Here is a 25,495-nt window from a genome sequence, read left to right on the forward strand (position 1 = left end):
GAGCACAAAGGCAGAGCGGGCGCGGGATTGATTTTCGGGGCAGCGCGGCCTAATCGGGGGCCATGCCTCGTTACGCGTTTCAGATCGAATATCACGGTGCCCCTTTTGTCGGCTGGCAAAGGCAAGCAGAGCAATTGTCGGTGCAAGGTGCGATTGAAGCGGCCTTGGCCAAATTGGAACCGCGCGCCCATACCATCGCGGCGGCGGGGCGGACTGATGCGGGCGTTCATGCGACCCATCAGGTGGCGCATGTTGATCTAGAGCGGGATTGGACAACGTTTCGATTGATGGAAGCGTTGAACTATCACCTCAAGCCGTTGCCAGTTTCGATTGTCCGCACCGAAAAGGTTGCAGACGATTGGCACGCACGGTTTTCGGCAAATGAACGTCGTTATCTGTTCCGTATCATCACACGCCGCGCCCCATTGGTGCATGAGGCGGGATTGGTTTGGCAGGTTCGGCAGCACTTGGATGCGGCTGCGATGCAAGAGGCGGCGAATAGGCTCTTGGGGCGGCATGATTTTACGACATTCCGATCGTCGATTTGTCAGGCTGATAGCCCAATGCGGACATTGGATGAATTGCGGGTCGAAGAACTGGCGCGTCCAGATGGGCAAGAGATACGGTTTTACGTGCGGGCACGGTCGTTCCTCCACAATCAGGTGCGGTCTTTTGTTGGCACGCTCGAGCGTGTTGGCGCAGGGCAATGGACCCCTGACGACGTGGAGGCCGCGCTCCATGCACGTGACCGCGCAGCCTGTGGCCCCGTTTGCCCTCCTCATGGGCTATATCTTGCCGGTGTTGGTTATCCCGACGACCCATTTGCTTGACCTGAATGTGATGCGCCGTAGCTCTACCTGAGGTGCATTCCTGTTCTCAGTGCGATAGGTTAGGGTTAAGCAAACTCACCAAGCGGGTGGGTGATAAGGGGCAGAAAAACGCGTGTCAGGACCATTCAAAACACTCGTGTCGAGCATTTCCATTGCCATCATTGCGCAAGCGGCCGTGGCCCAAGATTTGACCATCGCGGTGGATGTCGCGGATCTGGAACCCGTGTTGCGGCAAGCCTCGCTGGTCGCAACGGTGCTTTCGACCGAGGACGCCCCTCTGGCCCAAGATTTGATTGCAGCCGCGCGGGCCGATTATCAGCGGATCATCGCAGGTTTGTATTCCGAAGGGTATTACGGCGGCACGGTATCTATTCGCGTCGATGGGAGAGAGGCCGCCTCGATTGCGCCGCTGGATGCACCTGAAACCGTCGGCGCAATCACGATAGAAGTGAACGCAGGCCAGCGGTTTACCTTTGGACAGGTGAGCGTTGCGCCTTTGGCGGATGGGACCGTTTTGCCTGATGGATTTACCACAGGGCAGACCGCGCGATCTGGCGAGGTAAAGGCGGCAGTTGCCGCAGCGGTCGCGGCATGGCGAGCGGAGGGGCACGCAAAGGCCACCCCGACATCGCAGCAGATCACCGCGCGCCATACCGAGGCCGAATTGAACGTGGCCGTCGGCATTGATGCGGGTCCGCAAGTGTCATTTGGTCCCCTGACCGTGTCTGGCAACAAAGATGTCCGCACCGACGCCATCACGCGGATCGTCGGCTACCAGCAAGGCACCGTGTTTTCCCCTGATGAGGCCGAAAAACTGGCGGATCGGTTGCGGCGGACGGGTGCGTTTTCCTCTGTCGCTGTGATCGAAGGGGAAACGCTGATCGGGACCGCTATGCCGATAGAGTTGCAGGTGTCGGAAAAGCTGCCGCGCCGTCTGGGTTACGGGGTGGAGATGTCGACCGTCGATGGTCTCACCTTGTCGGGCTACTGGATGCATCGCAATATGCTAGGCGGGGCGCAGCGGTTGCGGGTCGATGGGATCGTATCGGGGATCGCTGGCGAAACAGGCGGGGTCGATTATGGGACGACTGTGACCTACGCCTACCCGCGTCCCTTTTCGATTGATACCGAAGCTGTCGCGACCTTAACCCTCGAACACGAGGATGAGCCTGATTACAAACTCGATCAGCTGACGGGATCGGTGATTGTAACCCGACTGTTCAGGGATAATCGCGAGATCGAGGGCGGCATCGGCTTTGTCACCGCCCAAAGCGAAGATGCCAACGGTATCCGCGATTACACCCTTTTGACGCTTCCCATGGCGGGCACTGTGGATCGGCGGGATTCCACGTTGAACCCCAAGAACGGCCATTACGCGACCTTGGACCTCACGCCCTTTGTAGGCTTTGGTGATGCGGGAACTGGAGGACGGCTCTATTTCGATGGGAGAATTTATCGATCTGTGGGCACCGACGATAACGTCACCTTTGCCCTGCGCGGCCAATTGGGATCGGTCATGGGCGTGTCCATCGCCGAAGCGCCGACTGACTACCTATTTTACTCTGGTGGCGGCGATAGCGTGCGCGGTGAAGGATATAAATCGCTTGGCTATACAACAGGCGGCCAAACCACAGGCGGGCGCAGCTTTGCCGCGATTTCGGCGGAGACCCGCATTGACGTGACACCCTCCATCGGGATGGTCGGATTTGTCGACGCAGGCTTTATCGGTGGTGACTCCATTCCCTTTGAAGATGGCGAATGGCAGAGCGGCGCGGGCCTTGGCCTTAGGTATAACACAGGGATAGGGCCAATTCGTCTCGACCTCGCGACGCCGACTTCGGGCGATGGTGCGGGGCAATCCATCAACCTTTATGTCGGTATTGGGCAGGCGTTCTGATGCGGAAATTTCTCTTCCTCCTCGCACTGGCCCTGCCGATCCCTGCTGCGGCCCAAGACACCGTTGAGGCCGACCGTGGTTTGATCGTCGACTTCCTGACCGACAACCTGTCGGGCGCGGGTCGTGAGGTGCAAATCTATGGGTTCCAAGGGGCGCTGAGTTCGCAGGCCAAAATCGACCGACTGACCATTGCGGACGCAGATGGTGTCTGGCTCGACGCCCAAGGTCTGGTTCTAGACTGGAACCGCGCAGCGCTTTTGGCGGGGCGGGTCGAGGTGAGCGACCTTTCGGCGGACAGCATCGCGATGCTCCGCAAACCCCTGACCGAAGCGCAGGCCATTGACCCGAGCGCGAGCAGCGCACCCTTTGCCCTGCCCGACCTTCCCGTCTCGTTGACTGTCGATCACATGTCGGTTGGCGCGCTGAGCCTCGGCGCCGACCTGATCGGAGAGCCTGTATCGCTCTCCATCACAGGCAGCGCTGCATTGGCAGGCGGCGCGGGGTCCGCCGACCTACAGGCGGAACGGATTGACGGGCAAACGGGCGAATTGATCCTCACAGGGTCCTTTTCAAATGAAAGCCGCGTTCTGGGCCTGACACTCGCCCTGCGCGAAGGGGACGCGGGCATTGCCGCGCGGCTCCTCGATCTACCGGGGTTGCCCTCTGTCGCGCTGAGCATCGATGGTACCGCTCCGCTGGACGCCTATGAGGCCACAATTGCGCTGGATACTGACGGGCAGCCACGGTTGAGCGGCATGGTTGGGTTTGGCTCTGTCACCACTGCCCCTGACACGACAGAAAAGACGTTCCAATTTGACCTCGGCGGCGATGTGACCGCGCTGTTCCTGCCAGAGTATCGCGACTTCTTTGGCCCTGACGTGCGGCTCGCAGTGGCGGGTCGGTCAACCGATCAAGGAACCGCCCTCTCGGACCTGACCATTGAAACCCAGAGCCTGCGGCTGAACGGCTCGGCGAACTTAGACGAAACGGGCTGGCCGAATGATTTCGCTCTGACGGGCGACATGGGTCGTGCAGATGGCGCGCCCGTTCTGTTGCCCATCAGCGGGACACAAACCTACCTGCGGTCCGCGACTTTGGACATTGGGTTTGATGCCACAAATGGCGACCAATGGAACGCAAAGATCGACGCGCAAGACTTTGTTCGAACAGGAATTTCAGTTCCGCATCTTACACTAAACGGTGGTGGGACGATTGCACCTGATCGTAGCGGATTGACTGCTGATCTAACCTACGGCGCGACGGGTATTTCGCTTAATGATGAAGGGCTGACCGATGCGATGGGCGATGAGGTGAGCGGTGCATTGTCGCTCGACTACGTGGCAAATGATCGGACGACTTTGCGGGAATTTTCACTGTCAGGCGCAGGGATTGATGCGCAGCTATCGGCCATCATCGACCCAACGGGGCACGAGATCGTCATCACACCTGACCTGTCCGTCGTGGTCAAAGGCCTGTCTCGGTTCGCCACCCTCGCAGGTCTGCCCGACCTTGCGGGTGACGCTGAACTAACCGCCAAAGGCACGGTCCACCCCCTCCGCACCGCTGTCGATTTGGACGTTGTCGCACGCACCACCGACCTCTCTATTGGGCAACCGCAGGCGGATGCGCTCTTGGCGGGGGATGGTGTTCTGACCCTCCGCGCTGTGCGGGATGAGGCGGGAACGCGGATCGAAGGCCTCGATTTCCAATCAGGTGACACGGCCCTGAACGGCACCGTGGCGCTGACGGCGGAGGGCGTGTTGGGACTTGCGAAGCTCAACACCCCTGCGGCTGGTCTGATTGATGGGGCGTTGGGCGAATTGTCGGTGACAGTCAACGGCGCACGTGCGACCGACGGAACCCTGACCGCAGATGCCGTCATCACCCGCGATGGCGACAGGATCGACCTCAGCGCCGACCTGCCCGCCGAAGGCCAAGGACCGATTAACCTAAACGCCGATATCGCCGACCTTCGCCAATATGCGGCCCTTGCTGGCCTTGACCTTTCGGGCGGCGCGTCTGTGACCATCAACGGCACAGCCCAAGCGGACGGCCAAGCGTTTGACCTGACCGCCAACGCGACGACGCGCAACGTGGCGATTGGGAACGCGAGCCTTGACCCGATCTTGGCCGGCGCAGGGCAGTTGGCGACACGCCTGCGCCGCGATGACCAGCAGATCACCGTTGATCCACTCACGCTGACCTTCCCAAACCTCACAGGCCAAGCAACCCTCGCGACCGACGGCACCACAGGTGGGGCAGAGTTCAACCTCCGCCTTGCAGATCTTGCCCTGATCGCGCCTGACTTCTCGGGTCCGCTCACGACCAAAGGCACCGCAACCCTGACAGAGAATGGCGCGTGGCAGATCGACACCCAAGCAGACGGCGCGGCGGGTCTTTCGGCCAATGTCGCGGGACAGATCGCAGGGTCGAACCTCGACCTGCGGATAAATGGCACCGCCCCGCTAGCGCTTTTGAATGGCGTGTTGGAACCGCGCCGTTTGACAGGCACCGCAGGGTTTAACCTTGCTGTTTCTGGCCCTGCTGCTCTCGACGCAGTCGCGGGGCAAATTCAAATCACGCGGGCAGAGCTTTCGGCGCCGACCTTGGGCCAATCTCTACGCGACCTCGACGGGACGATCACGCTCGCCAATGGATCAGCGCAGGTGGATATGACAGGGGCGTCCTCGCTCGGTGGCGGGCTGGCGTTGCGTGGCCGCGTTGGGCTGAGTGGTGGACTAAATTCGGCCCTGACCGTTGAAGCCAACAACATCGTTGTGCGCGATCCGACGCTCTATGAAAGCACCCTGACGGGGGCGATTGCGATCAATGGGCCGCTTGCGGGTGGTGCGCAGATCAGTGGCACGATCGACGTGGCGCAATCTGAAATTCAGGTGCCATCGTCGACCGTTGGGTCCTTGGGCGATGTGCCTGACGTCACCCATATCGGCGCGCCTTCGGACGTTCGCCAAACGCTCCAGCGGGCTGGGCTAACAAGGGAATCCGCGACCACTGCTGGCGGTGGCGGGCCTGCCTATGGCCTCGACATCACGATCAACGCCCCTGCCCGCCTGTTTGTGCGTGGGCGTGGGTTGGATGCGGAGCTTGGCGGGAAACTTACGCTGCAAGGGACCACACAGCAGATCATTCCCGCAGGTCAGTTCAACTTGATCCGTGGGCGGCTCGATATCTTGCAACAACGCTTTGCCCTGACCGATGGCGCGATCACCATGCAGGGCGACTTCATCCCCAAAATCCGCTTTGTTGCAACAACCGAGTCCCTGAACGGCACGACCGTCAACGTCATCGTCGAAGGCCCCGCCAGCGCGCCAGAGGTGAGCTTTACCTCCGCGCCTGAACTGCCTCAGGACGAGGTTCTGTCCCAGCTTCTCTTTGGTCGTGACATGTCATCCATCAGCGCGTTCCAAGCCGTTCAACTCGCCGCTGCCGTTGGCACCCTTACGGGACGCAGCGGCGGCGGGTTGATCGACAAAATCCGTCAGGGGTCTGGCTTGGATGATCTGGACGTGACCACCGATGATGCGGGCAATGCGGCGCTGTCGGCGGGCAAATACCTTAGCGACAATATCTACACCGATGTCACCGTATCATCCCAAGGCGACACCGAAATTAACCTTAACCTTGACCTTGGCGGCGACTTTACTGCCAAAGGCGGGTTCGGAACCACTGGCGATACCTCGGTCGGTGTATTCTTTGAAAAGGACTACTGATGACGATCTCGCTCGACCTTGCGGACCGCAAAGGGCTCCCTGATCCGCTGCGCGTATTGGTCACCGAATACCCCCGCGACCTCTGGGCCAGCGATCCGAATTTCCACGGACTGGTGAGTTTTTGGCTCGACCGCCACATGACCTTCCGCCGTTTATTGTCCGCGATGACCTCGGCGACCGAGGATGTGATGGACAAGGGGGATCCGAAACGGTTTGCGACCGCGATTTCGCGTTATGGCTCTATGTTCGTCCAAGACCTGCATGGCCACCACCAGATCGAGGATCAGCACTACTTTCCGATCCTGTCGAAAAAAGACCCGCGCGTGACCCGTGGTTTTGACATTCTGGACAAAGACCACCACGCGATGGACGGCATCCTCTCCAGCTTTGTCGAGGTTGCGAACGGGGCATTGCAGACCCTTGATCGTGGCCCAAAATTGATCACGGGCGCAGGTGCGTTTCATGCGGAGCTTGAGAAATTGACCCGCTTGATGGACCGCCACCTCACCGACGAAGAGGAATTGGTGGTGCCTGTAATCCTCAAGTTCGGCGCAGACGGGCTTCACTAACACAATCTGATTTGATCATTTCTTTGATGTGGGGCAGAGTTGGCCCAAATTAGACGCAGGAGTGCCGCACGTGAACGTCGAAATGCCAAAGGAACCAGCACACCAAACGGTGTATCGACGCCTTCGCGATATGATCCTCTGCGGAGAGATGGAGCCTGGTCAGGCCGTCACAATCCAAGGCCTCGTGGCTGAACTGGACGCGGGCATGACCCCCGTGCGCGAGGCGATCCGCCGCCTGACCTCTGAACACGCGCTGGAATTCAAAGACAACCGTCGCGTTGGCCTTCCCGTTCTGAACCGCGCTGAGATTGACGAGATTTCCTTTGCCCGTCTGGCGCTAGAGCCCCAGCTCGCCATGTGGGCCGCGGCCAAGATCACGCCTGAACAGATCGACCAGCTTGCTGCCATTGACGAGGACCTGAACCGCGCGATTGATCGTGGCGATATTCAGACCTACCTGATTCAGAACTATCGTTTCCACAGCACGCTTTACTCGGCCTCTCAAGCCTCGACGGTGATCGCGCTGGTGGATGCACTCTGGCTCCGCCTTGGGCCGAGCTTGCGTGTGATGCGGGGTCGGTTCGGCACGGCGTCGCTCGACGACCGTCACGCCGTCGCGGTTGAGGCTCTGCGATCAGGTGATATTCCTGCCGTAGGCGACGCCATTCGTTTGGATATTGAACAGGGGTTCAACCAGATCCGCCTGTCGATGCGCGACTAGACCGCCATCTCCATAAAGACACGATCAAACCCGTCGACCGTTGCGCGATGCGTGATGGTGAACCCGTATTTCTCGTAGATCACGACGTTCCGCGCCATTTTCGCATTGGTGTAAAGCGTCAGCTTTGTCTGCCCCGTTGACCGCGCATGATCTACCGCGAAATCGAGGAGCTTCCGCCCGATCCCCTGCCCTTGGGCCTCTGGCGAAACCGCGATCATATCGATTTCGATCGCGTCCCTATCAGGGAACATGACCAAACAGCCGACAATGGGATTTCCGAGGACATACAAATGCCCCGCCTTAATCGCGGCTGCATAATCGGCGCCCATTGGCGCGGGACGGCGGCCGATCAGTGGGATGTAGTCCGCATAAGAGGTTTCGACGATCTGTTGCACCGCTGGCAAATCGGCAGGCGTTGCGAGGCGGATGTCCGTCAAAACCGATCTTTCAGACCGAACCACAGCATCCCGAGCACCAACAAGGGATGCCGTAGCGCCGCACCGCCAGGGAACCGTGGGCTCGGCACAGATGCCATGATGTCGAACTTTTCCGCCTGCCCCGCGATGGCCTCAGCAGCGACCTTGCCCGCGAATGTGGCAAGGGCAACGCCATGACCAGAAAAGCCAGAGAGCGACAGGATATTGCCCGTGATCCGCTCCACATGCGGAAGGCGGTTCATCGTGATCCCGAGCGTCCCGCCCCACGCGTAATCGACGCGGATACCGTTTAGCTGTGGGAAAATCTGCGCCATCGCCTTGCGAACGACGCCTTCGATATCGGACGGGAATTTGTAGCCATAGCTTTCCCCACCGCCAAAAAGCATCCGATTGTCCTCAGACAGGCGGAAGTAATTGATGACGTATTTGCTGTCTGCCACGCAATGATTGCCCTTCATCACCAGTTCGGGATCAGCCAAAGGCTCTGTCGCGATGATGAAGTTGTTGATCGGCATCACACGGGCGGCGACGCGTTCTTGCATCCGACCCAGATAGCCATTGCAGCCCATCACCACATAGCGGGCGCGAATGGTGGCGCCTTCGGTATGCACAACGGCGGGCTCACCCTCTTCAACGCGGGTGACGCGGGTTTGTTCATAGATGGTCACGCCCAGATCACGGCACGCCCGCGCAAGACCAAGCGCAAAGCGTAGCGGATGAATGTGACCGCCGCCCATATCTATCGCGCCACCATGATAGGCATCTGATCGACAAAGATCGTAGAGTTCATCCCGATCCAATTTGCGGATTTTATCGTAGCCGTATTCGGTGTTCAGCTTATCAACATAGGCATGAGTGTGCGGAACGAACCGCGCGCGGTGATCGGCCTCGATCACACCTGCGGCCCAGCCAGCGCCCGTCTCGTATTTCTGATCCAGCCCGCGCAAGACATCGACGGACTCTTGCGAAAGCGCCCAGAGTTTGCGGGCCAAATCCTTGCCCACGAGTTCCTCTAGGTCGTCCTGATGTAGACGTTGACCGCCAGAGACCTGACCACCGTTGCGACCAGAGGCACCAAAGCCGACGCGCTGCGCCTCGACCAAAGTGACCTGATAGCCCTGCTCTGCCAGATGCAGCGCAGTGGATAGGCCCATGAACCCACCGCCTATGACACAGATATCGCAGGACAAATCACCCCTTGCCGCGGGGAACGCGTCAAGGGGTGTAGCTGTCGCCGCATAATAACTGTCGGGGTATTCCCCAACGCGATCATTTGCGGTGAGAAAGTCCATTAGGCCGCCTTCATCAGACCTGCGGCCTTCACTTTTTCATAAGCTTCATCGAGCGACTTGCGGGCACGAGCGATCAGCTCGTCCACTTCTGCGCGGGTGATAACCAGCGGCGGAGCGATGATCATACGATCACCAACGTGACGCATGATCAGGTCGTTGCCGAAGCAGCATTCGCGGGTCATGAAACCAACGGTGCCCGGTGCAGCTTCGAACGGCTTGCGGCTGCCTTTTTCAGGAACCAGCGCGAGCGACGCCATCATGCCAACGATCTTTGTTTCACCAACAAACGGGTGATCGCCAAGGCTGTGCCACTTCTCTGCCAAATAAGGTGCGATGTCGTTCTTTACGTAATCAACGAGGTTCAGTTCCTCCATGATACGCAGGTTTTCCAGCGCAACCGCACAGGCCACAGGGTGACCCGAGTAAGTGTAGCCGTGGTTGAACTCAACGCTATCAATCGCTGCCGCGACTTTGTCGTTCACGATCGACGCTGCGATCGGAATGTAGCCCGAGGACAGGCCTTTTGCGGTGGTGATGATGTCAGGCTTGGTGCCCATGGCTTGGAAGCCGAACCATTCACCCGTGCGGCCAAAGCCACAGATCACTTCGTCAGAGATGAACAGGATACCGTATTTATCAACGATACGCTGGATTTCTGGCCAATAAGTTTCAGGCGCAACGATCACGCCGCCCGCACCCTGCACAGGTTCACCGATAAAGGCCGCAACCTTTTCCGGTCCGATTTCGAGGATCGCCTCTTCGAGTTCACGTGCACGAGCGAGACCGAATTCTTCGGGCGACATGTCGCCGCCTTCGGTCCACCAGTTCGGCTGGTTGATGTGGTGGATGCCAGGGATGATACCGCCCTGTTTGTGCATGCCAGCCATACCGCCAAGGCTCATGCCTGCCATGGTCGAACCGTGGTAGCCATTCTTACGACCGATGACGACCTGACGATCAGGTTCACCCTTCGCCTGCCAGTATGCACGCACCATACGCAAGTTGGTGTCGTTCGCCTCAGAGCCAGAGGACGCAAAGAACACGTGGTTCAGATCACCCGGTGCGATTTCAGCGAGCTTATTGGCAAGCTGGATAACCGGCACGTGCGTGGTCATGAAAAAGGTGTTGTAATACGGCAGTTCCTGCATCTGCTTTGCCGCAACTTCGGCAAGGCTGTCGTGGCCGTAGCCGATGTTCACACACCAGAGGCCCGACATCGCGTCGAGGATACGGTGGTTTTCGCTATCGGTCAGCCACACGCCTTCGGCGCGGGTCACAACGCGGGCGCCGCGCTTTGCCAGAACATCACCGTTGGTAAACGGGTGCATGTGGTGAGCGGAATCGAGCGCCTGAAGCTCTGCTGTGGGGGTTTGGGTGCTGATCATATTCATGAGGGCGCTCCTTTCGGCGCGAAACGCGCGCAGGGTTGAGGGCAAAGGTCACACGCAATTTCTGCGTTCTGCGGCAGGATAGAAATACGGCTCCGCCCCGTCAAGCAAGTTTGATCAAATTCCACACCCACATGACCCACTCTGGGCAGTAGAATCGTCTTTGGACGTCATCCGAAGCAGGGTCTAATCCTTAGGCCACGCACCCAAAGCCCACTCGAACCCCAAGATTTGCCCAACTGCTAAGCATCCAGATCAACTGGCCTTTCTTTCTTTGATCAATAAACGCCTTATTTTTGACCAGAGACAGTCCGCATAGCAAAACATTTACGCAGCCCCGCTTGTTTTTTGCCCTCAGTCGTGGCGGGATGATTTTACCCCCTGCGACACAGAAAGGTTGCAATGTAGGCTACTTTTGATCAAATTGGGGAAAAAGGTCCGAATGGGCCACCAACTCGGGAGAAAGAAATATGACAAAAACCTGGTTGCCGATGACGGCTGCAATTGCGCTCGTCGCTGGCTCTGCGATGGCAGAAGAGGTGCGCGTTTATAACTGGTCGGACTACATCGACGAAGCGCTCTTGGAAAAGTTCCAAGCTGAAACTGGCTATGACCTGATCTACGACGTGTTCGACTCGAACGAAGTTCTTGAGACCAAAATGCTGGCTGGTGGGTCGGGCTACGACGTTGTTGTGCCGACAGGCACCTTCCTCCAGCGTCAGATCGTAGCTGGCGCGTTCCAGCCGCTCGACATGTCGAAACTGCCGAACGCTGGCAACCTGTGGGACGTGATCAAAGATCGCACCGCGCAGTATGACCCCGGCAACGCCTATTCGATCAACTACATGTGGGGCACCACTGGTATCGGCGTAAACACGGGCAAAGTGGCTGAGCTTCTGGGCGACGACGCACCGATCAACAGCCTCGAGCTGGTGTTTAACCCAGCCAACATGGAAAAGCTGGCTGAGTGCGGCGTTCACTTCCTCGATGCACCGACCGAGATGGTTCCGGCTGCTCTCGCCTATGCGGGCCTCGACCCAGACGCCAAAGACGCTGACTCGCTCGCAAAAGCCGAAGAAGTGCTGATGGCGGTTCGTCCGTACATCCAGAAGTTCCACTCTTCGGAATACATCAACGCTCTGGCAAACGGTGAAATCTGCGTGGCCTTCGGTTGGTCGGGCGACATTCTGCAAGCACGTGACCGCGCAGCAGAAGCTGAAAACGGCGTCGAAGTTGCGTATAACGCTCCGACTGAGGGCGCTCTGATGTGGTTCGACCAAATGGCGATCCCTGCGGATGCTCCAAACCCAGAAGGCGCGCATGCATTCCTGAACTTTATCATGGATGCGCAGAACATGGCCGATGCGTCGAACTACGTTTACTACGCAAACGGTAACAAAGCGTCGCAAGAGCTGCTGATCGAAGACGTGATCGGCGACACTGCGATTTACCCTGACGAAGCAACGCTGGAAAACCTCTACACCGTGACCCCGTTCGGTCCGGCAGAGCAGCGTCTGCTGACCCGTCTGTGGACCCGCGTTAAATCCGGCGTCTAATCGCGCCTGACCTGCCCCGCGCCGTTTTTATCGGCGCGGGGATTTTCATTTTATGCCGGAGTTCATTTGATGGCTCAGTCCCCTCGCCCGTCCAGTAATCCAACCAATGTTTTTGCACCTTGGAATGACCCAAACGCCAAACCATTGATTCAGTTTAAGAACGTGACGAAAAGGTTCGGGGATTTCACTGCCGTTGATGACCTGACAATCGATATTTACGAACGCGAATTCTTTGCGCTTTTGGGCCCGTCTGGCTGCGGCAAAACCACGTTGATGCGGATGCTCGCTGGCTTTGAGAGCCCGACAGAGGGCAGCATTCTTCTGGGTGGTCAGGACATCGTTCCCGTGCCCCCGAACAAACGCCCCGTAAATATGATGTTCCAGAGCTACGCGCTCTTCCCGCACCTGACCGTATGGGACAACATCGCCTTTGGTCTGCGCCGTGATGGGCTAGGCAAGGATGCGATCAACGATCGCGTCAAAGAGATGCTGCGCCTGACGCGCCTCGACAAATTCGCGAAACGCAAACCGCACCAGATTTCTGGCGGTCAGAGGCAGCGTGTGGCGCTTGCCCGCTCTCTGGCGAAGGCACCGAAACTGCTGCTCCTCGACGAACCGCTGGGCGCATTGGACAAGAAACTGCGCAACGAGACGCAGTTCGAACTGATGGACATTCAGGAAAAGACGGGAACCACTTTTGTCATCGTGACCCACGACCAAGAAGAGGCGATGACCGTTGCCTCCCGCGTTGCGGTCATGGACCACGGCAAGATGGTTCAGGTCGACACGCCCGCTGGCATTTATGAAGCTCCGAATAGCGTTTACGTGGCGGACTTTATCGGTGATGTGAACCTGATCGAAGGCAACGCTAAGGTCGAAGGCAACACCGTCACGATCCATTTCGCCGAAGGCGCTGCACCCATCACCGCGGTCTGCGAACGCCCCGTCGCGGATGGTCAACGCGTGTCCTATGCGATCCGTCCTGAAAAGATCTCTGTGAACCGTGAACCGCTCGACGATCGCGCGAACCACGTCAAAGGCAAGATCGAGGACATCGGCTACCTCGGCAATGTGTCGACCTATCACGTCCGCCTGCCTTCTGGCGAACTGGTCAGCGCCTTGATGACCAACTCGCGCCGCCTCGCCCGCCGTGATTTCACATGGGAAGACGAAGTGTGGCTTAGCTGGACGGACACCGCTGGTGTCGTCCTGACGGAGTGAGCGGCATGAACCTACGCCGCCTCATCGTCATTGGAATTCCGTTCACGTGGTTGCTGTTATTCTTCCTCGTGCCCTTCGTGATCGTGATCAAGATCTCGCTCTCTGATCCTGCCATCGCGATCCCGCCCTATTCGCCAACCTTGGAATTGTCTGGGGGATTGGCGGGGCTCAAGGCGTTCTTTAGCCAGCTGGATTTCGAGAACTTCACCTTCCTGACGCTCGACCCGTTGTATTACACGGCCTATCTGTCGTCGCTCAAGATCGCCTCGATCTCGACCCTGCTGACGCTCGCCGTGGCCTTCCCAATGGCTTACGGCATGGCTCGTGCGCCAGAGGAATGGCGCGCCACGCTGATGATGCTCGTGATCCTGCCGTTTTGGACCTCCTTCCTGATCCGCGTGTATTCGTGGATGGGAATTTTGGGCAAAGAAGGCTTCTTGAACATGATCCTTCTGTGGCTCGGCATCATCGACGAACCACTAACGATCCTGAATACGAACACGGCGGTTTATATCGGTATCGTCTACACTTACCTGCCGTTCATGATCCTGCCAATCTATTCGACGCTGGAAAAACTGGACCTGTCTTTGATCGAAGCGGCAGAGGACCTTGGCTGCACGCGCACCTCTGCCTTCTGGCTCGTCACGGTGCCGCTATCTGTTCCGGGTGTGGTTGCTGGGTGTTTCCTCGTCTTTATCCCTGCCTTGGGCGAATTCGTGATCCCGTCCCTCTTGGGTGGCTCGGACACGCTGATGATCGGTAAGGTTCTGTGGGAAGAGTTCTTCTCGAACCGCGACTGGCCTGTGGCCTCTGCGGTGGCTGTGATCCTGCTCGCGATCCTGATCATCCCGATCATCCTGTTCCAGCGGAACCAACAAAAGCAGTTGGAGGGCGACCAATGAAAAAGCTGAGCTGGTTCAACCTGACCACCCTCACCCTTGGGTTTGCCTTCCTATACATCCCGATGATCGTGCTGATCGTCTATTCGTTCAACGGCGGGCGTCTGGTGACGGTTTGGGCGGGGTTCTCGACCAAATGGTATGGCACACTGTTCCATAACGAGGCGTTCCTTGATGCCGCTTGGGTGACGATCCGCGTGGCCGTCGCAACAGCAACGCTTGCGACGATCCTCGGCACATTGGCAGGGTACGTGCTGGTGCGCGGCGGTCGGTTCTGGGGCCGCACGCTGTTTTCAGGGATGGCCTATGCGCCGCTCGTGATGCCTGACGTGATCCTCGGTCTTTCACTCTTACTGTTGTTCAAGGTGATGTTCGGCAGCATGGGCATGACCACGATCATCCTCGCGCATACGACCTTTGCGATGTGCTATGTGTCGGTCGTCGTCTCCTCGCGCCTTCTCTCTTTTGACAAATCACTGGAAGAAGCCGCATCGGACCTCGGCGCGACGCCGTTTGACACGTTCATGTCGGTCACTCTGCCGATCATCTTTCCCGCGGTTCTGTCGGGCTGGCTCTTGGCCTTTACCCTGTCGCTCGACGATCTGGTGATTGCGTCCTTTGTGACGGGTCCGGGTGCAACGACCCTCCCGATCAAAATCTACTCGGCCGTGCGTTTGGGCGTTTCGCCCGAGATCAACGCGCTCTCGACCATCATGATCGGTATCGTTACTGTCGGCGTTCTGACTGCATCGTTGCTCAACAAACGCAAAGTTGTTCAGCGCCTCAAGGACGAGAAAGCCGCGAATTAAGCGAGTTCAGCGACCGTGCGGCGAGCCCATTCAAGGATCGCCGCCGGATCGTTGGGCAGTTCTTCGCCCAAGCCTTCGGTAAAGGCGTGGAACGCAGGCAAGGTTTCATCACGAACGGCCAAAAGCACGGGAATACCCGCCGCTAGCGCTGCACCGATCACAGGACGGAACCCGCGACCCTCGGCCTCTTGTTTTCCGAACTTATTCGCCAAGAGTAGCTCTGCCCCATCGAGCGAAGCCTCAACCAGCCCCACAGCCTCTTCCAATGCGGTCGGGTCCAGACGACACCCCGATGAAAGCGCCCCAAGGTTTTGGCTGATGCGGATCACTCTCCCTGACGGGATCATATGCAGGTCCATGTGATAAGGGCTTCCGTCCTGCGGATCATCGTTGATCTGGCAGGCCCCTGCGACCACGATGCCCTCTGCCCGCAACTGGCGGATCGCCTCTGTCAGCGTTGGGTTTGCGGTGCTGGTTTTGGTCGCGATTACGTAGCCTAGCATTATGTCCTCTTGTGCAAGTCGCACCACGATGACAGCCTGAGCCGCGAAAGAAAAGGGACGCAATGCAGCAAACACCAGTCATGATCCTCGCGGGCGGTCAGGCCACCCGAATGGGCGGCGGCGATAAGCCCCTGATGCTGTGGCGGGATCGGCCTTTGATCGAATGGCTGCTGGATGACATACGCAAACACTCCCCCAAAATAGCGATCAACGCGAATGGGGACCCGCAGCGGTTCGCGACATATTGGCTGGCAGTTGTGCCCGACGAACTGCCCGATTGCGGCCCGCTCTCTGGCATTTTGACTGCGATGGAATGGGCTGCGACCTCTGGATTTTCGCATGTCGGGGTGATTGCGGGGGATACCGTTGGGCTGCCCGATGACCTTTTGGAGCGTTTGGGCACCGGGCCGTCCTACGCCGCCTCGCTGGTCAACAGCGAATGGCGCGCCCATCCAACGGTCGGTGTCTGGCCCGTCGATCTGGCAGCGGGATTACGTGATTACCTTCAGTCAGGAGAACGCCGCGTCATGGGGTGGGCGAAATCTGTGGGTGCGACTGAGGTACGGTTTGACGGCGAAGTCTTCCGCAATTTCAACACGCCAGAGGACCTAAAGGGTTAGCCCCTACGGATCAAATAGGCCTGCCCGCGATCAACCTCTTCCATACCGAGGAACTCATGCCCCGCCTCGCGGCAAAACACGGGCATATCGATCTGCGCCATCGCGTCGGACGCCAAGATACGGAGCACTTGGCCCAACTCCATCGACGCCAGAACTTTCCGCGCCTTCAGGACAGGCAGGGGACATAGCAGCCCAATGGCGTCGACTTCTACGTCAGCCATGGAGTTTACGATCCCGCAAAGACGCGACGAAGGATGCGCCGATGAGGGCCGCACCGAGCAACCCCGTAACGGCTTCGGGCACGTGGAATTCGACGTGTAAGAACATTACCACTGCTAAAACGAGGATCGACCAGAACGCGCCGTTTTCGAGGTAGCGGTATTCGTTCAACGTGCCCTTTTCGACCAACATGACCGTCATCGACCGCACATACATCGCGCCGATCCCAAGGCCGATGGCGATGATGAACAGGTTCTGCGTCAGGGCGAACGCGCCGATCACACCGTCAAAACTGAACGAGGCATCGAGCACTTCGAGGTATAGGAACGCCCCCAAACCTGCCTGCCCAATAGCACGACCCGCCTTTTGTGCGTCCAGATAATGGCCGAGCACATCGACCAGCAGGAACGTCAGCAGACCCCAGATCGCCGATTGCAGAAACGCGCGGCCTGTCACGGGATCAAAGAGGTTCGACACCAGTGTGATCACCCCGATCACAATCGTCACCACCAACAGTTTCGCGCCTGACATGCGGCACATCATCCGTTCCACACCAGGCAGCCAATGAACGGTCTTTTCAGGATCAAAGAAATACGACAGCGCGACCATCAACAGGAACGTCCCGCCAAAGGCGCTGATCGGAACCCGCGCACCGTCCATGATCTCGGCGTAGCGGTCAGGATGCGCCCAAGCGAGCTCTACCGCAGCCCATGGCCCGATCTTGGCCGCGATACAAACGACGGCCAGCGGAAAAATGATCCGCATCCCAAAGACAGCGATCAGAATACCCCATGTCAGAAACCGCCGCTGCCAAACCGCAGTCATCTCACGCAGCTTGTTCGCATTCACGATCGCGTTGTCGAAGGAGAGCGAAATTTCCAGAACCGACAGCACAGTCGTGATGAAGAGCACGTTCAACATACCTGCCACGGTGCCAAAGATGCTCCACCCCAAAACCAAACTGAGGATAAGACCGCCAGCGGTCACACCGAAAGCCAGCGTGAAATAACGCAGCGCAGGTTTCGAACACGGTTCTGCCAATTCAGACCACCATAAAGAAGGACCGCCGCCCGATGGGGGCGGCGACGGTGATTATTTCTGCGCTTCGAGCGCGTCGAGCCGCGCCTTGAGCGCTTCGTTCTCTTCGCGGGCTTTTTGCGCCATCGCGCGAACGGCGTCGAATTCTTCACGGGTGACAAAGTCACGGTCCGCAAGCCAGCGATCCAGCATGGATTTCATCGCGTTCTGCGCTTCGTCCTTGGCCCCTTGCGCCACGCCCATAGCGTTGGTCATCAATTGGGAAAAGTCGTCTAGAATTTTATTGCGGGTCTGCATTGTCAGCCTCCGGTCAGTGTTAAGCCCTATATGGGGGGCGAACCTCAAAGGGGCAAGTCGCAACCTGTTGACTCTGACTATTCGTCCCATCAAACCTGCGGCCATGATCGCTCTTTCTGCTCTCGCCTTTCCGAATGTGTCACCGGAAATCTTTACCATCTCGCTCTTCGGGATGGAGTTTGCGCTGCGTTGGTATGCCCTCGCTTACATCACTGGAATCGCTCTGGGCTGGTGGATGATCGCAAAGTCGCTCAAACAGCCCGCGTTTTGGCCCGCGAACACCGCGCCGATGACCGCCAAACAGCTCGAAGATCTGATGACGTGGATCATCGCTGGTGTGATTTTGGGCGGACGTTTCGGCTATGTTCTGTTCTATCGCTTTAGCTACTACGCCCAAAACCCGCTTGAGGTTCTTCAAGTCTGGGAAGGCGGCATGTCCTTCCACGGTGGGTTCCTTGGTGTGATCGTGGCGACCTACCTTTATTCGCGTCATCAAAAACTTCCGCTCGGGTCGGTGGCGGATTCTCTGGCGATGGTCGCGCCCTTGGGCCTCCTGCTCGGGCGATTGGCGAATTTCATCAATGGCGAACTTTGGGGCCGCGTGAGCGACGTGCCGTGGGCTGTCGTCTTCCCATCTGAAGCGGCGCAGCAGTGCCTCTTGCCCATCTGCGCCCGCCACCCCTCCCAGCTCTATGAGGCCGCGATGGAGGGCGTGATCCTTGGCCTTATCATGCTCTGGCTCGTGCTACGTGCAGGCGCCTTGAAACGCCCGTGGACCTTGGCAGGGACATTTTTCGCAGGCTACGGCGTGTCACGCTTTATCGTCGAATTCTTCCGCCAGCCTGACGCGCAGTTCATCAGCGAAGGAAATCCGCTTGGCCTTGCGTTCCATGTGAACGGCTGGGGCCTGACCATGGGGCAAACACTATCACTGCCGATGATCCTGATCGGCCTCGTTCTGATCGCACGGGCGAAACGGACATGACGGCGCTGGCGGACCTCCTCAAACGCAGGATTGCGACCACGGGGCCAATCACACTCGCTGACTATATGTCAGAGGCGCTTTTGCACCCAGAACACGGCTATTACACCACCCGCGATCCGCTCGGCGCGACGGGGGATTTTGTCACCTCGCCCGAGATTTCACAGATGTTCGGTGAAATGATCGGATTGTGTTTGGCGCAGGCTTGGATCGACCAAGGCCGTCCGAACGGCGTTCTGGCAGAGCTCGGCCCCGGTCGCGGCACGCTGATGCAAGACATCCTTCGTGCCACCAAGGGCGTCTCTGGGTTCCATGACGCGCTCGACCTGCATCTGGTCGAAGCCTCGCCCGTCCTGCGTGCTGCCCAATCTTCGCGGCTGCCGAACCCAACGTTCCATGCGGATGTGTCGACGCTGCCTGATGCGCCCCTTTTCCTTGTGGCGAATGAATTCTTTGACGCCCTCCCCGTGCGCCAATTCCAACGCGACGGCACCGGCTGGCGTGAACGGATGGTCGGGCTAGAGGGTGACACCCTCACCATTGGCCTGTCCGCCGCTGCCCCGATTGCGCTGCTGGATCACCGCCTCGCCGATACCAAAGACGGCGATTTGGTCGAAGTATGCCCAGCCCTCCCCGCCATCATGGGGCAAATCGGTGAACGGATCGGCACCCGTGGCGGTGCTGCGTTGATCATCGATTATGGCGATTGGCGGTCCCAAGGTGACACGCTCCAAGCCCTGCGTGGACACAAACCGGTTGATCCGCTCGACGCACCGGGCACCGCAGACCTCACCACACATGTCGATTTTGAGGTCATCACCCAATCTGCGGCCCCTGCCCGCTTTACCCGCATCACGCCTCAAGGCGTCTTTCTCGAACGCCTCGGGATCACGCAGCGTGCGCAGAGTTTGGCTCAGTCAATGTCGGGCGATGCGTTAGAGTCCCATATCGCCGCACATAGACGCTTGACCCACCCGTCAGAAATGGGTGACCTCTTTAAAGTGGTCGGGATTTACCCCGATGCCCACACACCGCCCGCAGGTCTGGAACCATGACGCTCGAAATTATCACCCATGATGACCTTATGCCGATCCGCCACGGGTTCTTTACCCGACGGGGCGGTGCATCGTCTGGCGTGTTTGCGGGCTTGAACTGCGGCGGTGGCAGCAGCGATCAATCCGACATTGTCGTGATCAACCGTGGCCGTGTGGCCGCAGCAATGGATGTGGCGCCCGAGGCTCTTATTGGTGTGCATCAGGTGCACTCCGCTGACGTTGTGACCGTGTCTGACATCACCACGCCCCGCGCCCAAGCCGACGCCTTGGTCACCGATGTTCCGGGCATTGCGTTGTCCATCCTCACCGCCGATTGCCAACCTGTGCTCTTTGCTGACCATGACGCAGGTGTCATCGGTGCCGCACACGCTGGCTGGAAGGGTGCGCTTAGTGGCATTCTCGAAGCGACGGTTATCGCGATGGAAGACCTCGGCGCGGATCGTGAAAACATGGTCGCAGTCATTGGTCCAACCATCAGCCAACGCGCCTATGAGGTTGGTCAGGAATTCTTTAACGCGTTTCTGGACGAAGACCCCGCCTTTGCTCGATTCTTTGTGAATGGCAAAGAAGACGGGAAATTCATGTTCGATCTTCCTGCCTTTGGTCTATTCCGTCTGCGCACCGCTGGGGTGGGCACCGCAGAATGGACGCGCCACTGCACCTACTCGGACCCAGACCGATTCTACAGCTACCGTCGGACCTGCCATCAAAAAGAGGCCGATTATGGCCGTCTGATCGCGTCGATCCGCCTCTGACCCGCCACAATCGGGTCACTTCCGCCTAGCCTCACGCTCTCGCACCCCTTTGCATAAAGGGATTTCACCGTTCTGAGACGGTTTCCCCACGAACAGGGCAAAGTTTCACAACTTCGCCCAACTCTTGCCGCCTGTGCCCTTGATAGTGGGATCAACGCCGAAACTGGCAACGACTATTCAAGAGGACAGAGCAATGAAAAACAAACGCTGGCTCACCACTATGATCGAAGACGCCAAAGCCTGTGAAACACAGATGCCTTGGGCGCGTGGACTGCGGCGCGAGGCGATGATCGCCCGCCGCACAGAAACTACCTCCCCCGAATTAGAGGCCAAAGCGGCCTGATTTCTCCCTCGGAAGCAGACACTTCCAAGACCTCAAGGCGGCCACTGGCCGCCTTTTTCTTTGCGATTCGGGGTGAGCGGCGTGAAATTACGGCCAGATTAACGCCCCTAAGGTGAACAATCTGAGGTTGCTAACCTCACTTTGTTACCCGCTGCTCCACAATGCATTGATTTCTTTGACAAGTCCGGCCAACTTCTGCCACATTCTGGTCAAGTTGAACGACCCGATGTTGTCGGTGGGGGCCGACAGAAGGTCAACCGTAAGGTGGACCAGAATGCATATGCCCCGTTCGGCAGCCGCTCTAGGCGTGTCAAATAACCTACCGGTTTCTCAGGACCGGATCGCTCGGAAAGACGGGCGACTTCAGCGCAACCAGCCTCTCATGCGCAAATACGAAGTCGCCCATCTGACCAAAGATGGCCTCTGCCATGAATTCCAGAAAACAGCGCCCGCGCACCCTCTGTTCGAGGAAGCCTTTTCTGCCTTTGCCCGTGGCCTGTTATTCCAAACAGAAAACGGCCCAATCGCGGTCGAAGACCTCTGGCCTGGGGATCGCATCCGCACGGCCAACGGACGCCTCCGCACGCTTATGTGGAAAGGGTCGATGATGATCGTGCCGCATGTGGCGAGTGAAACGACATCCATGATCCGCGTTGGGACAGAGGCGTTGGGGCTTCATCGTCCATCGCACGACACAATGTTCGGACCTTCAGCGCGTGTGTTTCATACGTCACCCCGCATCAGGGCGTTCAACGGGCAAGATGGCGCGTTTGTTCCGCTGGCCGATCTGGTTGATGGGGACGGCATCATCGAAATCACGCCGATGGCGCCCGTGCAGGTGTTCCACTTGGGCTTTGCGACCCACGAACGCCTCAGCGTCGCGGGGCTAGAGGTCGAAAGCTATCACCCCGGTGCGCCACATCGGTTCCCCTTGCGCGGCGAACTCCTCGACATGTTCATGCCGCTCTTCCCGCATATGCGGGACCTCGGGAATTTCGGGATGGATTGCCAGCCGCGCTTGCGGATGGCTGATCTTGCGGTGTTTGACGTCGCTTAAGCGTCGCGAGCAAGGCGTTCCTCAAGAACGTCAAACGGCACACCCGGTTCGTCCTTCGCGCAGCGGATGACGAGCGATGTTTTCACATGCGCAACGTTGTCCGCAGTGAGCAGTTCACCCGTCAGGAAGCTCTGGAAGCTGCGCAAATCAGGGGCCACGCATTTGAGGATAAAGTCGACCTCACCGTTGAGCATGTGACATTCGCGAACGAGCGGCCAGTTGCGGCACCGTTCTTCGAAGGCAGAGAGGTCAGCTTCGGCTTGCTTGTGCAGACCGACCATCGCGAACACTTGCACTTCAAAGCCCAACTCGCGGCTGTCCACGTCAGCGTGGTACCCACGAATATAGCCCTGATCTTCGAGCGTACGCACACGACGCAGACACGGCGGCGCGGAAATGCCCACTCGTTTTGCCAATTCGACGTTGGTCATGCGACCATCCGCCTGCAATTCGGCAAGGATCATGCGATCGATTTCATCGAGTTTGCTGCCCGGCATTGGTATCCCCAAAGAAAGTTTCGCGAACCTTACGTCGAATGAAATTTATGCGCAACAATATTTCAAAGTTGCGCAATTTCATTTCTCATTCGCATACATAAAATTCTTGCAATGTTTTAATCCCGCTCGCCTCTTTCCCGCAGCGGGCGGCGTGGCTATATCGGGGGGAACGGATATTGAAAAGAGGCTGACATGTCTGACGCACGCCACACGAAGGTTTTGATCATTGGCTCTGGCCCTGCAGGCTATACCGCAGGCGTTTACGCAAGCCGCGCCATGCTGAACCCGATTCTGGTTCAGGGGATGGAACCGGGCGGTCAGCTGACCACCACGACCGAAGTCGAAAACTGGCCGGGTGAAAAAGAAATCCAAGGGCCGCAGCTGATGGTCAACATGGAAGAGCACGCCAAGGCGATGGGCTGTGAGATCATCATGGACCTGATCTCTGACCTCGACCTGTCCCAGCGTCCTTTCGTTGCCAAGGGCGACAGCGGCACCACCTACACCGCCGATGCGATCATCCTTGCGACAGGCGCTCGTGCAAAGTGGTTGGGTCTGGAGTCGGAAGAAGCCTACAAGGGCTTCGGCGTGTCGGCCTGCGCGACCTGTGACGGGTTCTTCTACCGCGGTCAGGAAATCGTTGTGATCGGCGGCGGTAACACCGCAGTCGAAGAAGCACTCTTCCTCACCAACTTTGCGACCAAAGTGACCCTGATCCACCGCCGTGACTCGCTTCGGTCGGAAAAGATCCTGCAAGAGCGTCTCTTGAAGCACGAAAAGATCGAAGTGCTCTGGAACCACGAGTTGGAAGAAGTCGTTGGCGAAGGCGATCCCAAAGGCGTGACAGGCGTTCGTGCAAAACACGTTGAAACGGGCGAAATCACCGAAGTCCCAGCCAAAGGCGTCTTTATCGCCATCGGCCACGCGCCGGCGAGCGAACTGGTCAAAGACCAGCTGGAACTGCACTCTGGCGGTTACGTAAAGGTGAAACCAGGCTCGACCGAGACCTCGATCCCTGGCGTCTTTGCTGCGGGCGACCTGACCGACGCGAAATATCGTCAAGCGGTCACTTCTGCGGGGATGGGCTGCATGGCGGCGCTGGACGCAGAACACTGGCTCGCCGCGCAAGAGTAACAACAAAAAAGCCCCGCAATCGCGGGGCTTTTTCTTTGGCGTTTAGCGCAGCTTCATCCGCGCCATCAGGTTGTCCTTGAACACAAACTGGTGGACCAACGCGCCGAGGATATGCAGCCCCAGAAGGCCGAGACCCAAGGTGAACATGACCTCATGCACCTCGCCCGCGTCACGGATGCCACCGAACCAAACGGCAATACCCGACAGCGGGATCGTGATCATCACGACATAGAGGCCGAGCTTGACCGCCTTAGCGAGCAAAGCCTGCGCACCGCTGCCCATTTCCGCAGGTGCGGGACGGGTGAAGCGCATCACAATACGAACCACGGCGAGCGCCAAAATCGCGATACCGACAATCACGTGCACACGGGTGCCGATTCCAATATCGGTCACGCCTTCACGCACAAAAGCGATATAGCTGTCCTTGATCGCTTCATGGCTAAAGAAGCTCACGAAAAAGAGCAGGAACATCAACCAATGCAGAATAATTTGTGGTTTTGAGAATTTTTCGGGATGTGCCACGACAGGCCTCCTTATCCATACATAACAAAATTATAATTTAATTTTCACGAGACTTGCAATCGCCAAACAAAAAAGGCGCCCTCTTGGGCGCCTTTGTCACATCAATGCACCGCCATCGGTGTCATGTCGTTTTGTCGAGCCAGCACAAAGGCCATCTGACGATCCGCGACGAGCGCGATCTGTTCGCCCGCTTCGGTATGGACCGAAAACAGCTGTTTGCGGCCCCCTGCCTGTTCCTGCAGATCCTCGGGCAAATCAGCGACATCGACCGATTTGACATAAACAATCCGGTCTTGGGCGTTTCTGAAATCGTATTTCGCGTTCATCATTCGGACCCTTTCCTAATCTTGATCGTCTGCACCACGGTTTCGGGCAGTTTGCGCGTCAAATCGACGTGCAGCAAACCGTTTTCCATCACCGCTTCGCCAACATCGACGCCATCGGCCAAAACAAACGACCGTTGGAATTGGCGGGCGGCGATACCGCGATGCAAGAAGATACGACCGTCACTGTCGTCCGATTGGCGACCACGGATGACAAGGCTGCTGTCCTCAACGGTGATCTGCAAATCGTCCTCAGAAAAACCAGCCACAGCCAGCGTGATCCGATAGGACCGTTCTGAAGTTTGTTCGATATTATACGGGGGATATCCGTCATTGCCGGATTTCGCTGTGCGTTCGACCAGCCGTTCCAGCTGTTCAAAGCCCAGAAGGTAGGGATGCGCCCCTAATGTTAGTTTCGTCATACGACACGTCCTCGTCCAAGCGACCGTCAAAGTGGCCCCGATCACGGCAGCCATAAATTGAATATGGTCTTTCAATCCGACCGCTGCAAGGGCTAGGCGGAATCGATCAAACCGCTTATGTTAAGAACTCGCGGCGCGAGAAAGTATCGGGTGAGTCCATGAATAAATCCGCACGGATGGAACAGATTGAGGTCCTTCGTTTCGAACTTGAGGTTCTCAAGCGCGAACACCGTGACTTGGATGAGGCTATTCATGCCCTCGAAGATCGCGGAACAGGCGATATGCTGACCCTGCGTCGCTTGAAAAAGCAGAAACTGAACCTCAAGGACAAAATCGTCGTCCTAGAGGACCGTATTTTCCCCGATATCATCGCCTGAG

At 58.1% G+C, this 25,495-nt stretch carries 28 protein-coding genes; 17 read left to right on the top strand and 11 right to left on the bottom strand.

Annotation, left to right across the window (positions count from 1 at the left end; all coding sequences use genetic code 11):
• The first annotated feature begins 62 nt into the window (after positions 1 to 62).
• The 5 genes from truA (at position 63) to AC1QQ2_RS01410 (ending at position 7,748) form a co-directional block, all read left to right on the top strand.
• Complete coding sequence (gene truA / locus AC1QQ2_RS01390; RefSeq protein ID WP_479711795.1) at positions 63 to 830, top strand: tRNA pseudouridine(38-40) synthase TruA; 768 nt, start codon at positions 63 to 65, stop codon at positions 828 to 830.
• A gap of 175 nt (positions 831 to 1,005) precedes the next feature.
• Positions 1,006 to 2,727: an autotransporter assembly complex protein TamA gene (locus AC1QQ2_RS01395; RefSeq protein WP_479711796.1), complete on the top strand. Its 1,722-nt coding sequence runs from the start codon at positions 1,006 to 1,008 to the stop codon at positions 2,725 to 2,727.
• Complete coding sequence (locus AC1QQ2_RS01400) at positions 2,727 to 6,458, top strand: translocation/assembly module TamB domain-containing protein (protein ID WP_479711797.1); 3,732 nt, start codon at positions 2,727 to 2,729, stop codon at positions 6,456 to 6,458. Before AC1QQ2_RS01395 ends, AC1QQ2_RS01400 begins: the two co-directional genes overlap by 1 nt.
• Positions 6,458 to 7,027, top strand: a complete 570-nt coding sequence (locus AC1QQ2_RS01405) for a hemerythrin domain-containing protein (RefSeq protein ID WP_479711798.1) — start codon at positions 6,458 to 6,460, stop codon at positions 7,025 to 7,027. Before AC1QQ2_RS01400 ends, AC1QQ2_RS01405 begins: the two co-directional genes overlap by 1 nt.
• 70 nt (positions 7,028 to 7,097) lie before the next feature.
• The gene (locus tag AC1QQ2_RS01410; RefSeq protein ID WP_479711799.1) at positions 7,098 to 7,748 is read left to right on the top strand and encodes a GntR family transcriptional regulator; all 651 of its coding nucleotides are present in this window, start codon (positions 7,098 to 7,100) and stop codon (positions 7,746 to 7,748) included.
• On the opposite strand, the gene AC1QQ2_RS01415 is transcribed toward AC1QQ2_RS01410, so the two are convergent.
• From AC1QQ2_RS01415 to AC1QQ2_RS01425, 3 genes are read right to left on the bottom strand one after another with little or no spacing between them, the layout of a single operon-like run.
• Positions 7,745 to 8,185, bottom strand: coding sequence for a GNAT family N-acetyltransferase (locus tag AC1QQ2_RS01415; protein ID WP_479711800.1), 441 nt, complete (start codon positions 8,183 to 8,185; stop codon positions 7,745 to 7,747). The two genes, AC1QQ2_RS01410 and AC1QQ2_RS01415, sit on opposite strands and share 4 nt — an antisense overlap.
• Entirely contained in the window at positions 8,182 to 9,477 is a 1,296-nt protein-coding gene (locus AC1QQ2_RS01420; RefSeq protein ID WP_479711801.1) for an NAD(P)/FAD-dependent oxidoreductase, read from the bottom strand. The genes AC1QQ2_RS01415 and AC1QQ2_RS01420 overlap by 4 nt, the downstream gene beginning before the upstream one ends.
• On the bottom strand, positions 9,477 to 10,868 hold the full coding sequence (locus tag AC1QQ2_RS01425; protein WP_479711802.1) for an aspartate aminotransferase family protein: 1,392 nt from the start codon (positions 10,866 to 10,868) through the stop codon (positions 9,477 to 9,479). The genes AC1QQ2_RS01420 and AC1QQ2_RS01425 overlap by 1 nt, the downstream gene beginning before the upstream one ends.
• Before the next feature lie 467 nt (positions 10,869 to 11,335).
• On the opposite strand from AC1QQ2_RS01425, the gene AC1QQ2_RS01430 reads away from it, so the two are divergent.
• The 4 genes from AC1QQ2_RS01430 to AC1QQ2_RS01445 all read left to right on the top strand — a co-directional run bounded on the left by AC1QQ2_RS01430 (position 11,336) and on the right by AC1QQ2_RS01445 (position 15,350).
• A complete protein-coding gene (locus tag AC1QQ2_RS01430) occupies positions 11,336 to 12,421 on the top strand; it encodes a polyamine ABC transporter substrate-binding protein (RefSeq protein WP_479711803.1) in 1,086 nt (361 codons plus the stop codon).
• Positions 12,422 to 12,490: 69 nt separating this feature from the next.
• A complete protein-coding gene (locus tag AC1QQ2_RS01435; protein ID WP_479711804.1) occupies positions 12,491 to 13,642 on the top strand; it encodes an ABC transporter ATP-binding protein in 1,152 nt (383 codons plus the stop codon).
• A gap of 5 nt (positions 13,643 to 13,647) precedes the next feature.
• Entirely contained in the window at positions 13,648 to 14,544 is an 897-nt protein-coding gene (locus AC1QQ2_RS01440) for an ABC transporter permease subunit (protein ID WP_249945385.1), read from the top strand.
• Entirely contained in the window at positions 14,541 to 15,350 is an 810-nt protein-coding gene (locus AC1QQ2_RS01445) for an ABC transporter permease (RefSeq protein ID WP_105234669.1), read from the top strand. Before AC1QQ2_RS01440 ends, AC1QQ2_RS01445 begins: the two co-directional genes overlap by 4 nt.
• Here AC1QQ2_RS01445 and AC1QQ2_RS01450 read toward each other — a convergent pair.
• Positions 15,347 to 15,853, bottom strand: a complete 507-nt coding sequence (locus tag AC1QQ2_RS01450) for a DUF2478 domain-containing protein (protein WP_479711805.1) — start codon at positions 15,851 to 15,853, stop codon at positions 15,347 to 15,349. The two genes, AC1QQ2_RS01445 and AC1QQ2_RS01450, sit on opposite strands and share 4 nt — an antisense overlap.
• Positions 15,854 to 15,915: 62 nt before the next feature.
• Here AC1QQ2_RS01450 and mobA point away from each other — a divergent pair, with 62 nt between their 5' ends.
• A complete protein-coding gene (mobA, locus tag AC1QQ2_RS01455; RefSeq protein ID WP_479711806.1) occupies positions 15,916 to 16,473 on the top strand; it encodes a molybdenum cofactor guanylyltransferase MobA in 558 nt (185 codons plus the stop codon).
• Here mobA and AC1QQ2_RS01460 read toward each other — a convergent pair.
• From AC1QQ2_RS01460 to AC1QQ2_RS01470, 3 genes are read right to left on the bottom strand one after another with little or no spacing between them, the layout of a single operon-like run.
• A complete protein-coding gene (locus AC1QQ2_RS01460; protein ID WP_105234667.1) occupies positions 16,470 to 16,694 on the bottom strand; it encodes a sulfurtransferase TusA family protein in 225 nt (74 codons plus the stop codon). The two genes, mobA and AC1QQ2_RS01460, sit on opposite strands and share 4 nt — an antisense overlap.
• Positions 16,687 to 17,733, bottom strand: coding sequence for a DUF475 domain-containing protein (locus AC1QQ2_RS01465; RefSeq protein WP_479711807.1), 1,047 nt, complete (start codon positions 17,731 to 17,733; stop codon positions 16,687 to 16,689). The genes AC1QQ2_RS01460 and AC1QQ2_RS01465 overlap by 8 nt, the downstream gene beginning before the upstream one ends.
• 51 nt (positions 17,734 to 17,784) lie before the next feature.
• Positions 17,785 to 18,027: an accessory factor UbiK family protein gene (locus AC1QQ2_RS01470; RefSeq protein WP_067546274.1), complete on the bottom strand. Its 243-nt coding sequence runs from the start codon at positions 18,025 to 18,027 to the stop codon at positions 17,785 to 17,787.
• A gap of 103 nt (positions 18,028 to 18,130) precedes the next feature.
• On the opposite strand from AC1QQ2_RS01470, the gene lgt reads away from it, so the two are divergent.
• The 5 genes from lgt to AC1QQ2_RS01495 all read left to right on the top strand — a co-directional run bounded on the left by lgt (position 18,131) and on the right by AC1QQ2_RS01495 (position 22,219).
• The gene (lgt, locus tag AC1QQ2_RS01475) at positions 18,131 to 19,012 is read left to right on the top strand and encodes a prolipoprotein diacylglyceryl transferase (protein WP_479711808.1); all 882 of its coding nucleotides are present in this window, start codon (positions 18,131 to 18,133) and stop codon (positions 19,010 to 19,012) included.
• On the top strand, positions 19,009 to 20,064 hold the full coding sequence (locus tag AC1QQ2_RS01480) for a class I SAM-dependent methyltransferase (RefSeq protein WP_479711809.1): 1,056 nt from the start codon (positions 19,009 to 19,011) through the stop codon (positions 20,062 to 20,064). Before lgt ends, AC1QQ2_RS01480 begins: the two co-directional genes overlap by 4 nt.
• Positions 20,061 to 20,819, top strand: a complete 759-nt coding sequence (gene pgeF, locus AC1QQ2_RS01485) for a peptidoglycan editing factor PgeF (RefSeq protein WP_479711810.1) — start codon at positions 20,061 to 20,063, stop codon at positions 20,817 to 20,819. Before AC1QQ2_RS01480 ends, pgeF begins: the two co-directional genes overlap by 4 nt.
• Before the next feature lie 193 nt (positions 20,820 to 21,012).
• Positions 21,013 to 21,162, top strand: a complete 150-nt coding sequence (locus tag AC1QQ2_RS01490) for a hypothetical protein (RefSeq protein ID WP_158664492.1) — start codon at positions 21,013 to 21,015, stop codon at positions 21,160 to 21,162.
• A 274-nt stretch (positions 21,163 to 21,436) separates the two neighbouring features.
• Positions 21,437 to 22,219, top strand: coding sequence for a Hint domain-containing protein (locus AC1QQ2_RS01495; RefSeq protein WP_479711811.1), 783 nt, complete (start codon positions 21,437 to 21,439; stop codon positions 22,217 to 22,219).
• Here the strand turns inward: AC1QQ2_RS01495 and AC1QQ2_RS01500 are convergent.
• Entirely contained in the window at positions 22,216 to 22,716 is a 501-nt protein-coding gene (locus tag AC1QQ2_RS01500) for an Lrp/AsnC family transcriptional regulator (RefSeq protein ID WP_479711812.1), read from the bottom strand. The genes AC1QQ2_RS01495 and AC1QQ2_RS01500 overlap by 4 nt on opposite strands.
• Positions 22,717 to 22,908: 192 nt before the next feature.
• On the opposite strand from AC1QQ2_RS01500, the gene trxB reads away from it, so the two are divergent.
• Complete coding sequence (trxB, locus tag AC1QQ2_RS01505) at positions 22,909 to 23,850, top strand: thioredoxin-disulfide reductase (protein ID WP_067546295.1); 942 nt, start codon at positions 22,909 to 22,911, stop codon at positions 23,848 to 23,850.
• A gap of 42 nt (positions 23,851 to 23,892) precedes the next feature.
• Here the strand turns inward: trxB and AC1QQ2_RS01510 are convergent, their stop codons facing one another.
• From AC1QQ2_RS01510 to AC1QQ2_RS01520, 3 genes are all read right to left on the bottom strand, one after another.
• A complete protein-coding gene (locus tag AC1QQ2_RS01510) occupies positions 23,893 to 24,372 on the bottom strand; it encodes a cytochrome b (RefSeq protein ID WP_479711813.1) in 480 nt (159 codons plus the stop codon).
• Between the two features lie 101 nt (positions 24,373 to 24,473).
• Positions 24,474 to 24,698, bottom strand: coding sequence for a DUF1150 family protein (locus AC1QQ2_RS01515; protein ID WP_105234661.1), 225 nt, complete (start codon positions 24,696 to 24,698; stop codon positions 24,474 to 24,476).
• Positions 24,698 to 25,117: an Hsp20 family protein gene (locus AC1QQ2_RS01520; protein WP_105234660.1), complete on the bottom strand. Its 420-nt coding sequence runs from the start codon at positions 25,115 to 25,117 to the stop codon at positions 24,698 to 24,700. The genes AC1QQ2_RS01515 and AC1QQ2_RS01520 overlap by 1 nt, the downstream gene beginning before the upstream one ends.
• 158 nt (positions 25,118 to 25,275) lie before the next feature.
• Between AC1QQ2_RS01520 and AC1QQ2_RS01525 the strand changes: the two genes are divergently transcribed.
• On the top strand, positions 25,276 to 25,494 hold the full coding sequence (locus AC1QQ2_RS01525; protein ID WP_067546311.1) for a YdcH family protein: 219 nt from the start codon (positions 25,276 to 25,278) through the stop codon (positions 25,492 to 25,494).
• Position 25,495: the final 1 nt, after the last annotated feature.

The sequence above is a fragment of the Aestuarium sp. genome, assembly GCF_023253315.1.
In the GTDB taxonomy this organism is placed as follows: domain Bacteria; phylum Pseudomonadota; class Alphaproteobacteria; order Rhodobacterales; family Rhodobacteraceae; genus Marivivens; species Marivivens donghaensis.

Excerpts from the sequence above, each read along its gene's own strand:
- AC1QQ2_RS01525 (WP_067546311.1), top strand. The coding sequence starts at position 25,276 with ATGAATAAATCCGCACGGATGGAACAGATTGAGGTCCTTCGTTTCGAA.
- AC1QQ2_RS01490 (WP_158664492.1), top strand. The coding sequence starts at position 21,013 with ATGAAAAACAAACGCTGGCTCACCACTATGATCGAAGACGCCAAAGCC.
- AC1QQ2_RS01405 (WP_479711798.1), top strand. The coding sequence starts at position 6,458 with ATGACGATCTCGCTCGACCTTGCGGACCGCAAAGGGCTCCCTGATCCG.
- AC1QQ2_RS01480 (WP_479711809.1), top strand. The coding sequence starts at position 19,009 with ATGACGGCGCTGGCGGACCTCCTCAAACGCAGGATTGCGACCACGGGG.
- AC1QQ2_RS01515 (WP_105234661.1), bottom strand. The coding sequence starts at position 24,698 with ATGAACGCGAAATACGATTTCAGAAACGCCCAAGACCGGATTGTTTAT.
- AC1QQ2_RS01500 (WP_479711812.1), bottom strand. The coding sequence starts at position 22,716 with ATGCCGGGCAGCAAACTCGATGAAATCGATCGCATGATCCTTGCCGAA.
- AC1QQ2_RS01435 (WP_479711804.1), top strand. The coding sequence starts at position 12,491 with ATGGCTCAGTCCCCTCGCCCGTCCAGTAATCCAACCAATGTTTTTGCA.
- AC1QQ2_RS01520 (WP_105234660.1), bottom strand. The coding sequence starts at position 25,117 with ATGACGAAACTAACATTAGGGGCGCATCCCTACCTTCTGGGCTTTGAA.
- pgeF (WP_479711810.1), top strand. The coding sequence starts at position 20,061 with ATGACGCTCGAAATTATCACCCATGATGACCTTATGCCGATCCGCCAC.
- AC1QQ2_RS01440 (WP_249945385.1), top strand. The coding sequence starts at position 13,648 with ATGAACCTACGCCGCCTCATCGTCATTGGAATTCCGTTCACGTGGTTG.
- AC1QQ2_RS01430 (WP_479711803.1), top strand. The coding sequence starts at position 11,336 with ATGACAAAAACCTGGTTGCCGATGACGGCTGCAATTGCGCTCGTCGCT.
- lgt (WP_479711808.1), top strand. The coding sequence starts at position 18,131 with ATGATCGCTCTTTCTGCTCTCGCCTTTCCGAATGTGTCACCGGAAATC.
- AC1QQ2_RS01400 (WP_479711797.1), top strand. The coding sequence starts at position 2,727 with ATGCGGAAATTTCTCTTCCTCCTCGCACTGGCCCTGCCGATCCCTGCT.
- AC1QQ2_RS01470 (WP_067546274.1), bottom strand. The coding sequence starts at position 18,027 with ATGCAGACCCGCAATAAAATTCTAGACGACTTTTCCCAATTGATGACC.
- AC1QQ2_RS01425 (WP_479711802.1), bottom strand. The coding sequence starts at position 10,868 with ATGAATATGATCAGCACCCAAACCCCCACAGCAGAGCTTCAGGCGCTC.
- AC1QQ2_RS01445 (WP_105234669.1), top strand. The coding sequence starts at position 14,541 with ATGAAAAAGCTGAGCTGGTTCAACCTGACCACCCTCACCCTTGGGTTT.
- truA (WP_479711795.1), top strand. The coding sequence starts at position 63 with ATGCCTCGTTACGCGTTTCAGATCGAATATCACGGTGCCCCTTTTGTC.
- AC1QQ2_RS01460 (WP_105234667.1), bottom strand. The coding sequence starts at position 16,694 with ATGGCTGACGTAGAAGTCGACGCCATTGGGCTGCTATGTCCCCTGCCT.
- AC1QQ2_RS01495 (WP_479711811.1), top strand. The coding sequence starts at position 21,437 with ATGCATATGCCCCGTTCGGCAGCCGCTCTAGGCGTGTCAAATAACCTA.
- AC1QQ2_RS01420 (WP_479711801.1), bottom strand. The coding sequence starts at position 9,477 with ATGGACTTTCTCACCGCAAATGATCGCGTTGGGGAATACCCCGACAGT.
- trxB (WP_067546295.1), top strand. The coding sequence starts at position 22,909 with ATGTCTGACGCACGCCACACGAAGGTTTTGATCATTGGCTCTGGCCCT.
- AC1QQ2_RS01450 (WP_479711805.1), bottom strand. The coding sequence starts at position 15,853 with ATGCTAGGCTACGTAATCGCGACCAAAACCAGCACCGCAAACCCAACG.
- mobA (WP_479711806.1), top strand. The coding sequence starts at position 15,916 with ATGCAGCAAACACCAGTCATGATCCTCGCGGGCGGTCAGGCCACCCGA.